Source organism: uncultured Fibrobacter sp., from assembly GCF_937877005.1.
Lineage (GTDB): Bacteria > Fibrobacterota > Fibrobacteria > Fibrobacterales > Fibrobacteraceae > Fibrobacter.
In genome coordinates this window covers 1-14563 of record NZ_CALEFV010000122.1, presented here as the reverse complement: position 1 = coordinate 14563, position 14563 = coordinate 1, and the positions used below count along the sequence as shown (strand labels likewise).

Here is a 14563-nt window from a genome sequence, read left to right as displayed (position 1 = left end):
TTGCGGATTGCGGCATTGCCCTTTCGGCATCGGGCAGGGAAATTCAGTTGTCGGGCTGCGATTCGTCGATGCTGGTTGTCGAGTTGAATGAAGTTTTTTCCGGATTCCGGCGTCAGGATTCTGTGGTTGTCCGCGGAAACTATCCGCTGGACCGTCTACTGGAATCGGGAAAAGTTTACTGGCTTAGGGCCCGTTTGCCCCGAGACGAGGCGCCTGCAAATGACGTTCTGGACACTTTGATTGTCGTGGATAGGGCCGCAGAATCCTTGTTCCCGCTACAGATTTCCGAAATTCATCATTGTCCTGCGGAGCCTGAGCCAGAATGGGTCGAAGTCTATAATGCAGCGGCCTTTTCGCTACCGCTTTCAAAATTCCGCTTCTGCGGCCGTGGGGGCGCATGGGCTGTGCCATCCGGTGGGGTCGATTCCATTGCTTCGCATGAGTCAGTCGTTTTCACTCGGGATACGCTCCTGTTGCGGGAGTTTATGGGGTTTCGCGATGTTCGTTTGCGTCAGGTCTCGCTGGGTTACCTAAACAATGCGGCTGGGGCCGTGGCGATATGTATGGGTGACGATGTCGTTGATAGTGTCGCCTGGGACAAGACTACAGTCGCATGTCCTGCGGGGTTCGATCCTCGGACGGGGCGCAGCGAAAACACTCCCGGCTTTCAGGGACGGCATGTGCATTCGGGATTTGTGGGGGAGGCGCCTTTTACCTATAAGATTTCGTCGAGGGTAGTCCGTCGCAGTGGAGCTCCCTTGCGGGTACTTGTCGAAAGTGAATCTCCTGTAGGGGTTCGTCTGCTGGACTCGGCGGGTCGTGAGGTGTACCGTCGGACTGTACCCGCCCAATCCAGCGCGTGGTGGGAAATTCCGTTAACGGCCCTGCCGCATGTCGGTATAGCCTATGTCGAACTGTCTGTGGGGCGGTACGAAAAAATGCTCGGAATACTTTTGAGACCGTAGGGGAGGTGGTATGCGACTGTTTTTCGGATTCTGTCTCTTGCTGCTTATGGGCGCTCCGTTGCTTGCCGCGGACTTTCCCGGTGAATTTGTCCAAAATCCGGGCGGCAATCTCGCTTTGGCTGGGTTACCCGGTTATCGCTCAACCCCCGCCCGACAAGCAAATCCTGGTTTCGGATTTCTATATGCAGATTTAGAAGATGTCGAGGAAAGGGTTTTTGGAGCATCGGCGGAATTCGGCAGCGGAACTTATCGGGTGGGTTTCCTGGGGGCATACCAGGAACTGGATTCCGTCTATAGGCAGGTCTATACGGAATGGGACTTTTCCCTTTGCAATACCTGGGCCATTTTCGGTATCGGTTATGGCCTGGATATCGGCTGGATTCCAGAGATGGAGTCCTGGGCGAATCACCGCTATAAGGCGGGAATCTCCTTTTATGGTTGGAATATGGCCGTTTCGGGGATGGTTTCGGGATGGAAGGGGGAGTTTCTGGAGAATCTTGATTATTCCGTGGGTCTTGCGCTCAATCCGGGGGGACGACTTTCCGCTTTTGTGGAATGGGATGGAGTTTCGTCAGATGTAGGGACATCGGTTCTCTTTGAACTTGTGCGTTTGGACATTGTTTATCGTTTCCCCGAGTTTGGTGTCGGTGCATCTCTTGAAATATCGTTCGGAAACTGGTTCATGCAGGGGGTATATGGGTTCTCTGGTTCGGTTTGGCGGTGGCTTGGGGGCGCTGTGGGTCGTCAAATTTCAAAATAATCTATATTGTGATTTAGTCGGAATTGCTTATGAATATATCGATTGGTCTAATTGCGGCACTTTTGTTCCTCTGCTTTGTCTTGGCTGTTGCCTTGGTGATAGTGGTTTTGCTTCTCCGTGATATAAGCGAAAAGCAGAAGGTGTACGGTAGTTTTTCCAATTATCTGAACGAGTTCCTGATTATTATTTCGCAGGAAGGGCGCCTTCTGGATGTTTTCCCCAAGTATATCTCGGATCCTCTTTATGAGCAGCTTTGCCAAAAACAGTCCCTGAAGAGAATTCTGTCCATTTCGGAATATCGTCGCTTGCAGGAATACGTGAGGGGTCTCGATGCCTATCCCGAAATTCCGTTCATTTTCTCGTTCAATACGGAAACGGGTGTGCAATGGTACGAACTTCGTGCGTTTATCCGCAAAAAGAATGGCGAAATCAAGACGATTCTCTTTTTCAAGAATGTGTCCATTGAAATGGAAACTCGAAACCAGCGTGACCGTCTGCAGGAAAACGAAAAACTTCTGTTGCAGAGTACGGGAGACTTCCTCTGGAGCCTGGATGTCGATTCGAGACAGTTCAGCTTTTTAACTCCGCTCCTGGACCAAAATGGTCTTGTTGTTCCGAGAACTCTCGGCAAGCAGAACATTCGCGAAATGATGCCTGAAGAAGATTATGCCCTTTTCGAAAAGCTGTTAAATGCCAGGGTGGTTGCATTTAGGACGACCGGAAATGATATCGAAGATCGCCAAAACATTTTGTTGCGCCTTCGCGGGGCGGACGGATTGCAGACCTGGTTCTCTTTTTGCGGAAAGCTCTGTGCCGAGGAAGGTTCGAAGATGGTGTTCCGTGGAGCGGCGCGCCGTATGGAATTGTTGCAGGAAAATTTTGGTGACGATGAAAACGAGGATCTCCGTAAACTGCTTTCGATGGCGATGTCTTTTCCGGATGTACGTCTGTTCCTGATTGATCGTGATTACAGAATTTGCGGTTGCAATCTCGCTTTTTCACTGGCGTTCGGTATGGCGGATCCCAAGAATGTCGAAGGAAAACGTCTGATCGAGGTGGTTCGTCCCAGGTATTTCACCATTTTCCACGGGTTCATTTCCGAGGCGCTGGAACGAGGCATCGCGCGTTCCTGGAAGGGGCCCTTTGGTGTCGAAGATAGGCTCCTGTGGCTCAACGCGGTTCCCCTGAGGGGAACGGACGGTCTTACGAACCGCGTGCTGGGTGTCTACATGCAGCTTGATAAGAAGGAATTTGAACACAATCATTCCACCTATTTGGAGGTCTAATATGAATAAGTTCGTCGTTGGCGCAGTTGCGTCACTTATCGTTTTATCCGCTTGCAATGAATCCAAGAGCGAAGAGGTTTCTAAGTCAGTCGAAAAGCCGGTTGTAGCGGCTCAGCCCGTCGCTCAGGTTCAGGTTCCGGTCGAAAATGCAGCAACGGTTGAAATCCAGTCGGTTGACTGGGACAAGGCGATTGAAATGAACGCTGCCGGTGCGATTTATGTAGATGTTCGTGAGCCAAATGAATTGGAACAGGGTTTTGCTCCCAATGCGACGAACCTTCCTCTGAGTGTTATCAAGGATAAATTCTTTGATTTGCCAAAGGACAAGGACTTGCTGGTATACTGCCGTTCCGGTCGCCGCAGCATGGCTGCATCCAAGTTCCTCCTGGAAAATGGCTACACCCGCGTCTATAATGTTCTTGGCGGATTCCTCGCTTATCCGAAAAAGTAGACCGCTCGAGGTGGCTTGGGCCTGAGTCTGTGGCCACCACAAGGAATAAGGTCCCGATGAACTTGAACTATATGCAGCTAGCCTTTGACGAGTCGTTGCTCGCTATTGGCAGGAGTCGTCCGAACCCCGCCGTAGGCGCAGTCGTCGTCAAGGACGGTATCGTTGTCGGTAGGGGGGCGACGCAGCGCCCGGGAAACGCTCATGCCGAAGTCATGGCGCTGCGTGACGCGGGCGAACTCGCCCGCGGGGCGTCCATTTACGTGACGCTTGAGCCCTGCTGCCATTATGGACGCACCCCTCCCTGTACCAAGGCGATTATCGAGGCTGGAATTTCTGAAGTTTATTTTGCACATGCCGACCCCAATCCTCAGGTCCGCGGCAAGAGCCGCCTTGTCCTTGAGGAATCCGGCGTGAAGGTTTTCGAAGGGGAAGAGGCCTGCGTCAAGGCGGCGGTGGCTGAGTCCTGGGGCGATACCTGTGGTGCGGATGGTTGCAAAGTTCTTACGGCAGACGAGTCAATTTCGGCAGATTTCCTTGCCGAAAGCCGTATGCTCTTTCATGAAATCGAGCGCTTTTTCGAGGCGTACGACTATTATGTCCGTTTCAGGAAGACTTTTGTCGAAGTCAAGTCCGCTCTCTCCCAAGACGGGTTTATGGGGGCTGAAAATCCTAGTGGCGAGCATCTTCCTCTGAAAATAACCGCTCAGGGGGCCAATTGTTGGAACCATGAGCTTCGTGCAATGAGCGATGCGGTCCTGGTTGGTGCGGGAACGCTCCTTGCCGATAACCCTTCCCTAGATGTGCGTCTTTCCCGAGGCAATAACCCCGTCAAGATTGTCTGGGCGGGGCATCATGTCTTTTCGCAATCCGAAATCGCCGGACTTCGCTTCTTTGAAGACTTTGCCGCATCCTCCGATTCCCGTTTGCTCTTTACTTGTGTCCCGCAGCCCATGCTGCAGGGGGAAAATGTCGTTCTCCTTTCTGGAAAATCCTTTAGCGAAAACTGGAACGCCATGCTCGCCGACCTTTCGGCCCGCGGCATGCATCGCCTCATGGTTGAACCGGGGGCCTGCCTTGCAAGGGAAATCTTTACTTCGGGCCTCTGGAACCGTCTGGACCTGTGGCGTTCTTCTGACTCTAGGGTGGACATGGCCCTGGAAGATTCAGGACTGTCCGGCCTGCCTTATCCGGAACTCCCTGAAAAAGTAGTGGCTCGCGAATCCTTTATGATCGGTTCTGATACGTTGACGGTCTACGAACCGATTATGGCGGATTAATTCATCGCGTACAGTTTCCTACATTTTGTTTAAAAGCTATATTTGCGCCGTACAAATCAAGGAGTAGCTAAATGCTCAAATCTACACTGCAACAGACCGATCCGGAAATCTACAACATCATCCAGGAAGAAGCCGAACGCCAGGAATATGGCATCGAACTCATCGCTTCCGAAAACTACACCTCCAAGGCCGTCATGGAAGCCATGGGCTCCGTGCTCACCAACAAGTACAGCGAAGGCTACGTGGGCAAGCGCTACTACGGTGGTAACGAAGTGATCGACAAGATGGAAGCATTGGCCATCGAACGTTGCAAGAAGCTCTTTGGTTGCGACCACGTGAACATTCAGCCGCTGTCCGGTTCTCCGGCCAACGCTGCCGTGTACTTCGCCGTCCTCAAACCGGGCGACAAGGTCCTCGGCCTCAAGCTCGACCACGGTGGACACCTTTCTCACGGCCATCCGGTGAACTTCTCCGGCATGCTCTACAACTTCGTGCAGTACGAAGTCGATAAGGAAACGGGCCGCATCGATATGGACAAGGTCCGCGAAATCGCTCTCCGCGAAAAGCCGAAGATGATTCTCGCCGGTTTCTCTGCCTACAGCCGCAACCTCGACTGGAAGCGCTTCAAGGAAATCGCCGACGAAGTTGGGGCGCTTACCATGGCTGACATTTCTCACGTCGCTGGACTCATTGCCGGTAAGGCAATCGATTCTCCGGTGCCGTACTTCGACATCGTGACGACCACGACTCACAAGACCCTCCGTGGCCCGCGCTCCGCTATCATTATGTGCAAGGACCGCACCATCCAGAAGATGGTCAAGGGCGAACTCAAGGAAGTTTCTTTGGCCAAGGAAATCGACAAGGGCGTGTTCCCGGGCATGCAGGGTGGTCCGCACGACCACATCAACGCCGGTAAGGCCGTTGCATTCCTCGAAGCTTTGCAGCCGGAATTCCAGACCTACGCGAAGAACGTCATCAAGAACGCTCAGGCCATGGCCGACGAAATGATGAAGCTGGGCTACAAGGTCATCAGCGATGGTACCGACAACCACCTCATCGTTGTCGATATGACCTCCAAGGGCGTTTCCGGTAAGGAAGCCGAAGTGGCCATGGAAAAGGTCGGCATCTCCTGCAGCCGTTCTACAATCCCGTTCGATCCCCGCAAGCCGATGGACCCGTCCGGTGTGCGTCTCGGTACTGCCGCTATCACGACCCGTGGCTTCGACGAAGAAGATACCCGCGAAGTGACCCGCATCATCGACCGCTGCATCAAGGCCAAGGACGACGATGCCGCTCTCGCCAAGATCCGCGAAGAGATCGTGGCTCTCTGCAAGAAGCACCCGCTTTATAAATAAGCTTGCTTGCGAAAATCATTTAAAAGCCCTCGGTTCAAAACTGGGGGCTTTTTGACGCTTACTCGCTATAGACAAAATCTTTGTAATAGTCTATTTTTTTTGAGTAAAGGAGAAAATATATGAGTTTTTACAAAGCCGATGTCTGGGGCGTGGTTGCAATTTCTGCAGTGACTTTGGCGCTTACCGCCTGCGGTGACAGTAGTAGTTCAAGTGATGATAGCAATTTGACAAGGCTTGAAAGCGTAAAGTTGAACTATTATTACTGGGTGGATACGGTACAACAGGAAATTTTTCTGCATACGACGGGTGTTTGCAGGATTGTTGCGGTTGCCGATTATCAATGGGATACTACCGCTGCTAATGACAACCTGGCGTATAAGTACACGCTTTCCAATGACACTCTTTATTTGAACGGCTTGGGTCAGAAAGTACTCGTTAGAACTTCGGGAACGCCGGGTAGTATCGATGGCACTTGGATGGCCGTTCGCTACTATAATGAATCGGGTGATGAGGTTTCTGGTGAAAGTGGCGGCCTGATTGCTAATATCGTGGTTACGATATCCGGAACATCGTTCGATCAGACGGGGGAACTTGCCAGTTCTTTTGATTTTACGAAGAGTGTTGGCTTGCAGTCGGCAATGAGATTCGTTTTTGATGCCCAGGATGGCATGTATAGCGGAAATGGTGCTGAATCTGGAAGCCCGTTTTTTTACGAAACGGAATTGTATCTAGAGATGAAATATGAATTTACGGTCGTTAACCGGACAAACACCTCAATAGAGGTCGCTCGGAATGGCCGTACGTTCTTGTTCGAAATTCTTGATCCCAAAGTAGACAATTTTGTACGTTCGTTTACATATAGATTGACCTCGGATGGTAAAAGTTGTTCTTTTGACTATGAAAATTTCAGCATAACCGAGGAAACCTGCGACTGGAGTGTTCCGGAGCCTTTGGTATTCAATAATAGTGATGGCATCATCTTTGATGCAGAAAAAAGGAATTATTACGAATTTGAAAGCTGTTTTCAAAAGATGTTTGAATAGAATTGCTTGTGTGCATGAATACGATGGACTTCGAATGATCCAAGTCAGGATGCAGCGTCAACTTGAACAGAATTTTGCTTTGCTATGAGTTTTACGAATGCTCTTTTAAAGATGGAGAATGTTTCGTTCCGTTATCCGAAATCGGACATGGACGCACTCTCCTGCGTGAATCTTGAAATCCCCGAGGGCAGCTTCTTTGCGCTTCTCGGCCCCAATGGCGCTGGCAAGACAACCTTGTTGCGTCTTTTATGTGGACGCTTTGACAAGTTTTTGGGATCGATTAAAATCGCAGATAAACTTCGTGCCGCAAATGGATTTCTGGACATGACTTCATGTGGAATTCTGCTTGAAAATCCAGGGGTCTATCCAAAGCTCTCTATTGCCGAATATCTTGATTACTTTATTGGTTTCTATGCCTCTTGCCAGGCGAACTGGAACAGGTCTCTTGTGCAGGAACGCGTATTGGCTCTGGCAAAGCGACTGGAACTTCCTTCGCTAAAGACAAGAATGTCTGCACTTTCGCTCGGAAATCGCCAGAAGGTTCAGTTGCTACGAGCGTTGGCTCCGAATCCGCAACTCTTGATTCTCGATGAACCTGTAGCGAATCTTGACCCCATGGCGCGTGAAGCCGTTTGGAATATACTGTCAGACTGGCGCAAGAACGAAGGCGGTACGGCAATCGTTTGCTCGCATATCCTTGCCGAAATGGAAAAAATGGCAACGGACTATGCCATCATTAATTATGGCCGCATGCTTTGTAGTGGGCGAGTCGATGACATCTCGGTTGATGTTTCGTCGTTTATAGTGAACGCTTCTGCAGGTGTGACATTGGAACAGATTAGCGCCGCTCTCCATAATGCTGGACTCGAAGCGGAAATTTCCCCTGCTCCGGTCAGTCTTTCTAAGCTTTATCGCGAAACAGTCTAGAAAGTCTGCGATAGGTCGAAGGCGAATCTACCCCAGCCGAAGTTTTCGGGATTCCAGTTGCTCAAGTCCTTCTTGAATGCGTAATCTAGACGGAAAGTCAGGAACTGCCAGCGGTATCGAATGCCGAATCCGAAACTTTCCTTTTCCTTTTCGGTGTAAATACTTTCGCTGTCCATAATGCGCGTCCAGTCATAGAATTGGACGATTTGCCAGCGCTGCCAAGATTTCCATGGGAACGTCCAGCGGATTTCTTCGTTGATTCTGTAGTAGAGAGGCGTAAGCCCCGTGTTGATGACTGTATCGGTGACAGCGTTGCCGTCGTCGTCGGTCGAGGGACTGTAGGTCGTGTCACTGGCGAAAATGCTACGGAAACGATAGCCGCGTACAGAACGTGAGCCACCCTGATAGAATACGCGAGCATCGTCTTCGAGAGCTTTGGCGAAGAACTTGCCTACACTTCCGCTCAGCGCTCCGTTAAATGTCCAAAATAGCGGATGGTAAAGATTCAAGGTCATTTCGCCATAGGTATAGGGGTTGCCGACCATGGACAGGGATTTGATGTTGCCGTTCCAGTTTGTCCCCGCACCTAATGTAGGTGCCATACGAATGCCTCTGACGGGGTTGAAATAGTCGTCCGTGTAGTCAAATGTTAGAGCTACTTCGCCTTTCAATTTAAGAAGTTCATCGTCGTTCTTGTTTACGTATCGCGTATCGAGCGTTCCGCGGAAACGGATGTGCTTGGTGATGCCGAAGGTCAAGTCGCCACGGTTGATTACTTCGTAGCGTTCTTCGATGCTGTCCGGATACGCGGGAGGATTGATTTTTTCATGGTTGATCGTGAGTCGGTCTTCTAAGCGGATTGCCGTCGGAATAAAACTGAATGAGGTTCCAAACAGAAGCGGATTCGCATAACCAATGGATGCTTCCTGTTTGTGCTGTGCCACTTGGGCGCTAGTCGAAAATTCATGGAAACGTCCAAAGAAGTTCTTGTGTTTTGCGGATGCATGGGCTCCGAAACCGTAAATTTCTTCATAGAAGAAACCGTATCTAGTCTCGCCAGGAATGCGCTCGGTTACATCAAGATACACATCGGAAAGTCCATCGCTTCGCAAGGAATCCTTCATCTTGATTTGCGTGAATAACTGAGTCGAAAACAATTTGTTTCTAAAGGTGTTGTACTGGTTACCATCAATGATTTCGCCTTGTGGAATTTTCCAAAGTGAAGAAAGCCAGGTTGTATCGGTCAGTCCGTGTTCATCCATGGGGGTGTTGTATTTCTTGTCTTTCGAACGCTTGCTGTTGCTTGCAATATTACCCATCATGACTTTCGCACCGGGATCAACTGTGATTTCGACATAAATCTGTTTCTTGGTGGTGTCAAGCATTTCTACCGAGGACAAGTGTACATGCAGATAACCTTCCTTGCGATAAGTTTTCTGGATTTCTTCGAGATCTTCAGAAATGTCTTCCTGGTTGTACAAGTTCTTTTTGGAAATGTTCAGTTTCGTTTCGTCTATTTCAATCTTCTTCTCTTCAGGAACGATAATCTTGACACTGTTGAATCGGAATCTTTCGCCATCGATAATGTTGATAAAGTAACCGCGTACGATGCTGTCTTGCGTAATATAGTCACGGTGAATCTCCATGGAAACATCTAGACTATAGTAGCCTCTAGAGAAATACAGTGCCTTGATATTTTCGAGAGACAGTCGCATCATGAAGTCCTGCTTGGTTGTATCCATCATGCCGAACTCTTCGGGAATGTCGAGCTGCTCTTCGAGCTGATAATTGGAAAATGCCTTGTTGCCGGTAATGTTCAGGTACCAGGGGTGCTTGTCGTTGTCCGCCGCGTACACGATGCTAAAGAATGCGTATAGAAGGATAATCAGAAAATTCTTCATTTTTCAGCCTCCTTCTTTTGATTTGCGTTCAATTCAATGCTTTCGCAATGTCCAAGTCCCAGAATGCAGGGATTCCAGAAACGGTAAATGTAGTCGATACCGACATTCTTTTCAAGTCTGGATGCGCTATTGTCGTCGGTACCGGTGTTTGTCAGGTATTGCTTGGATATTAGTTGTGCATTGAGTTCCAATGTCGGCGAAAGGTGATTCTGATGCGAGTATTCTGCTCCCTGGAAAACCGGCAGCGTGTAGTTGATTCCGAATTGGAGTGACTGGTCGTAGGTCGGGTTTTCGCTCTGGTCCTGGGTGTAACCGAAAATAAGGCTCAGGTTCTTGACCCAGCGGTCAAGGGAGACGGGCACCTTGAAGTAACTGGAATCTTTGTCGCTGGTGGTGTTGTTTTCGAATAACATGACTTTCATGTCAATGTCTCCGATGTATTCTCCGCCAAGAGTTTTGTTAGCTGTCGTTGAAATGACCTTGCCAATGGCCTTGCCCGCAAGCTTATTCCAGTCTGTCTGCTCGCCGTTATCTTCTGCAATACAGCCGAGGAGTATGTTGTAGTAAATCGCCGCCGATGAGGACTCGGTTCCGCAGTTGGACGAGGGCGATGGCTGTGGGTTCGTAATGGTTCCCTGAATGTCCAGGTTAATGGGACATGTCTCACGCTCTGTTTCCGAAGTCTCGCTACAGTAAGGCAGTTCCTGGCTGCTGGTGACATCGACAATGCCCTTTTGCCACGGAACGTCGTTCCAGGATATCATGAAGGAATTCAGTTCAAATTCGTAAAGATCCTTGACCCCGATAAAACCACTGTTCGTGTTGCTGATATCGCCCCGCAATAGCGGTCTTGTCGTGTTGCCAAGTACCCAGAGGTCAACTGTCAGCGGGAATGACGCGAATGGTGTGACGATGGCGATGGAGTCTGCCTGGGAGTCGCTGATGTGTAGCGACAGGTTGATGGGGCTAGAGGTCGAAAGCTTTGCTTCGGGGGCGTCGTTCTTACGCAGCTTGGCAAGAGCGTTGTTCATCATGGTCAGATACTTGTCTAGTGCACTCGGTGTTACGTCGATGTCGGCTTCCCTATAGAAGACGGCTTTGTCGATGACTATGTTTCCTGTAACGGTGTTGTTTCGGATGTATCCATCTTCGCTGTGGGGAATGTTGAGGCCGATGTCGCCATGTAGCAATGCATTGGCGTGACCGAAGACATCATCTTTAAAGCTGTATGTGATTTGCGGAATGCTTGCCGATATTTGCAGCTCCGTTTCGGAGTCTTCCATGTGTCCGTTGATTTCGCTTAGGTAGATCTTGTGCTTGTCCGTAATGATGGAGTAGTGGTCCGAATGAATGTCGATGCCGCGCAAACGCATGCTATCTAGATCGAATTGGAGCTTGGCCGAAATGACTTCGCCGCTGTCGTTTTGAGTCTTGATGTCGTAGATGTCGACGAGACCGTTTTCGATATGCCCGCGCATATAGATGGGGAACATGAGCTGTGTCTTTGGCGGCTGGTATTTTGTCGAGTCGAGTCGCATGTCGGCTGTAATGCCGCTAAGTCCCTTTCTTAGGTCGAAACTGATGTCGGCGTGCAAATCGGTCTGATGAATTTCGCTGACGGTCTTGGGTATATACCAGGATCCATTCGCATCGATTGTTCCATTGAACAAGAGATCGTTGTCGATAAATCCTTCCGCCCATAGCGTGCCACCGTTGTCGCTGCCATGCGTAAAGCTTACATGCCGTTTGTCGCTAAAGATGTTGTCGATAATGATTTGCGTGTTTCCTGTCCAACCGCCACCACCGATGTCGAGGTAGGAATTTAGTTCCACCTTGTTATGTTCGGCAAAAATGTTCAGCTTTCGAATGTTGAAGAGCGTCGGTGAAATTTTCCTGAAGTGAATGTCGAAGAAGTCTAGGTTTCCGATAAGTCCGTTTTCCTGGCTATAGGCGAGTTGTCCGTTGAACATGCCGGAAGTGAGTGTGGAATCGTTGAGAGGTTCGAGTAACAGGGGAATCGTGAAGTCGTGTGACTCGATGGATGCGTACAGGACCTGCACCGGTAGTAGATTGGTCGGCTTGAAGTCTGGGTTCGAATCGTTGGGCAGAATGAAGGCGCCGCTGGCTTTTACGGTGTTCTTGTTATGCGTGGCATCGATATTGTCGATAAAGATCGTGTCTCCGTTTTGGCGGATCTTCGTGTTCATGGCAATGCCGAAAGCTTCAATTTCGCCTTCGACGGAAACGTTGGCTTCGCCAATCTTGTGCTCAAAGTCCTGATGCCATTCACCGGTAACCTTTCCGTCAATTTTCTGACTGAATTTCAGGTCGGAGAAGGGAATGCTGGCGAAAACGACCTGGTCCGCCTTGACATCCAGGGCGATGGTGTCGCCAATGCTTACGTAAGCGCTTGCCTTGCCGCCCTGCCGCTGCGTCACATTCCACGATGTGTGTGGATGCTCGTCATTCCATTTGACATCGCCATCGAAGTCAAAGGTTTCCTTGGGCGCATAGATGACTCCGTTCGTGAAATCAATACCCTTCTTGTTGATGTCCAGGGTCACTTGCAGAGAGTCCGCCGCGATGTGGTATGCGTTCTTCACGGCTCCGATCTTGGTTAGAATTCTCAACTTCTTTCCATCGAATACACCGTAGGCTTTGGGCCTGCAGTCAAATTCCAGATTGCCGTGCGTCCAGTCTAGCGCCCATGGTTCGACGGGGGAAATGTCGCCGCTAAAAGTGAGGAACAAGGAATCCCGCAAGTCGATCGTTGCATCGACAAGGGATCCCTGTCGGGTCTCGGCAGAAACCATGATTTTCCGGTCGGTGATGTCGGCTGAATGGATTGTCATGTCAAGGGGCATCATTTGTGGTCCGAACTTGGCACTCATCTGACTTATTACCCCTTCTAGATGGCCGTTCATATTTTTGTCAAAAGACCCATTGAGTTGTATACTTCCGCCTTCATCGTTTTTCATCAATATGTTGGCGTCAATATAATCGCGAGTTCCTTGAACTTGCATGGTTACATTTTCGGCCATGAGCGGCCAGAATGCGCCAATCCTTGTCTTGATGGTCGCGTCGTAGTATACGCTTCCTTTTTTGAGATTGCTCTTGACTTCGGCCGATACTTGTAGCTTGCCTATGGTCGGAACCGCTTTAGGGAGTTTCACGGGAATCCATTCTTCGGGATTGTCGATAGTGAAACTAGTACTCCCCGTGATAGTTGCAAGATCATTCTTTGGCGCTTGCGCTTTGATTGTCACGACATCCTTGTCCGTTTTGACTTTGGCGTTTATGTTGAGGTCGTCGCTGCTAAAGTCTGCCCTGAAATCTAGTGATGCAGTCCCGTTGATGTGGTCTCCCTGGATGGCAGCAACCTTTAGGGTGACGGCCTTTTCGCCTTCGCTTTTTAGGTTGAGCTTTTTGATTTGCCAACCTTGCCCGTTGGACAGTTGCACATTGGCCTCGTTCACGGATAAGTTGACGGGAATGGGAAACTTCATTTTTTCGGGGAAGACTGGCTCTATTTCTTTGTGGCTTGTATCCGGTGTCTCGGGAATCTGTATGTTTGCGTCGACGGATTTGACATCCAGTGTCACGCCTTTGGTTTCTCCCAAAATGGTCAGATCGAGATTTGGTTGGACGATTTTGACATCGGTCCCGTTGACGGAAACGATAAGTGAATCGAAACTGTGGGTCAGAAGGGATTCCATGCTGTGCCCATAAGGTGATATGGTGACACCGGCAATGGTGTGCGGAGTGGATAGGATCCTTTCGAAGAGTGCACGACAAAACCAGACGCCAAGGGCAATGGCGCCAACAACAACCGTGGCTATGACGGCTGTTCCGACAAATGTCGTAGGTCTTTTAATCACCTTATCCTCAAGTATAGAAAAGATGTTCGTAACTCATTGAGTATCAACGAGTTAGATGTGTTCTAAGAGCCCCTTAAAATGGTTAGGGTTGCTCAAATGTGCATTTATTTCGTGGTCAGAGAGGGTTTGTCCGAAAAATTTTGAGGAAAAGGCTTCTTTTTTTGTATATTTCCACGAAAAATGGAGCTAAAAATGTTATCTAATATTGCCAAATTTTCTGTTGCTGTGTTTTCGGCTGCCATCCTGGCCGCTTGCGGTGATTCCTCCTCGTCTAGCTCTCCGGAAGAAAACGATTCCGAAGTGTCTTACGATTGCTCCGTCAACGACGGCGTGAACGGCGACTACCTCCAGCTGAGCGAGACCGAAATCAGCGTGCTGAACGGTCTGAAGGCACTCAAGGAGCAGGGTACCATCAAAAAGACCGTGCTGATTCTGAACATGGCCAGCACCATCGAAATGGACTTCCTGAGGGCCCTTTCAACAGGCAATGCTCCATTTGCCTTATTAGACAGGGACGGGACGCAGACCCGTTATCAGGCTGCACCGTATGTTGGTACGGGGTAAGCGGGCCGGATTTCCGGTCAATATGAGTGGCACCACGAGAGAGTATTTTCCGCCTCATATCTCCATTCGGAGATATGGAATCTATTAATTGTTTTGCCGCATTTGCTTTAGTAAGAAGTTTGGGGGCAAGTTCAAAATTGATAGATGTAATTCTTT

The 14563-nt window shown here is 49.7% G+C and carries 10 protein-coding genes and 1 pseudogene; 9 read left to right on the top strand and 2 right to left on the bottom strand.

Annotation, left to right across the window (positions count from 1 at the left end; genetic code table 11):
• The 8 genes and pseudogenes from Q0628_RS06035 to Q0628_RS06000 all read left to right on the top strand — a co-directional run.
• A pseudogene (locus Q0628_RS06035) lies at positions 1-965 on the top strand (hypothetical protein); the annotation flags it as partial.
• A gap of 10 nt (positions 966-975) precedes the next feature.
• On the top strand, positions 976-1725 hold the full coding sequence (locus Q0628_RS06030; RefSeq protein ID WP_298769130.1) for a hypothetical protein: 750 nt from the start codon (positions 976-978) through the stop codon (positions 1723-1725).
• Positions 1726-1754: 29 nt separating this feature from the next.
• Positions 1755-3011 carry a hypothetical protein gene (locus Q0628_RS06025; protein WP_298769128.1) on the top strand — a complete coding sequence of 419 codons (1257 nt, stop codon included), beginning with the start codon at positions 1755-1757 and terminating at the stop codon, positions 3009-3011.
• Between the two features lies 1 nt (position 3012).
• Entirely contained in the window at positions 3013-3462 is a 450-nt protein-coding gene (locus tag Q0628_RS06020; protein WP_298769126.1) for a rhodanese-like domain-containing protein, read from the top strand.
• Positions 3463-3518: 56 nt separating this feature from the next.
• A complete protein-coding gene (locus Q0628_RS06015) occupies positions 3519-4739 on the top strand; it encodes a dihydrofolate reductase family protein (RefSeq protein WP_298769124.1) in 1221 nt (406 codons plus the stop codon).
• A gap of 71 nt (positions 4740-4810) precedes the next feature.
• Complete coding sequence (glyA, locus tag Q0628_RS06010) at positions 4811-6094, top strand: serine hydroxymethyltransferase (RefSeq protein WP_290740049.1); 1284 nt, start codon at positions 4811-4813, stop codon at positions 6092-6094.
• 119 nt (positions 6095-6213) lie between these two features.
• A complete protein-coding gene (locus tag Q0628_RS06005; RefSeq protein WP_298769120.1) occupies positions 6214-7137 on the top strand; it encodes a hypothetical protein in 924 nt (307 codons plus the stop codon).
• An 84-nt stretch (positions 7138-7221) separates the two neighbouring features.
• Positions 7222-8064 carry an ABC transporter ATP-binding protein gene (locus Q0628_RS06000; RefSeq protein WP_298769118.1) on the top strand — a complete coding sequence of 281 codons (843 nt, stop codon included), beginning with the start codon at positions 7222-7224 and terminating at the stop codon, positions 8062-8064.
• Here the strand turns inward: Q0628_RS06000 and Q0628_RS05995 are convergent.
• Both Q0628_RS05995 and Q0628_RS05990 read right to left on the bottom strand, forming a co-directional pair.
• Complete coding sequence (locus Q0628_RS05995) at positions 8061-9965, bottom strand: BamA/TamA family outer membrane protein (protein ID WP_298769116.1); 1905 nt, start codon at positions 9963-9965, stop codon at positions 8061-8063. The genes Q0628_RS06000 and Q0628_RS05995 overlap by 4 nt on opposite strands.
• Positions 9962-13843, bottom strand: coding sequence for a hypothetical protein (locus Q0628_RS05990; RefSeq protein WP_298769114.1), 3882 nt, complete (start codon positions 13841-13843; stop codon positions 9962-9964). The genes Q0628_RS05995 and Q0628_RS05990 overlap by 4 nt, the downstream gene beginning before the upstream one ends.
• 192 nt (positions 13844-14035) lie before the next feature.
• On the opposite strand from Q0628_RS05990, the gene Q0628_RS05985 reads away from it, so the two are divergent.
• Positions 14036-14407 (top strand): hypothetical protein, encoded by a 372-nt coding sequence (locus Q0628_RS05985; RefSeq protein WP_298769112.1) that lies wholly within the window; start codon positions 14036-14038, stop codon positions 14405-14407.
• Positions 14408-14563 lie beyond the last annotated feature (156 nt).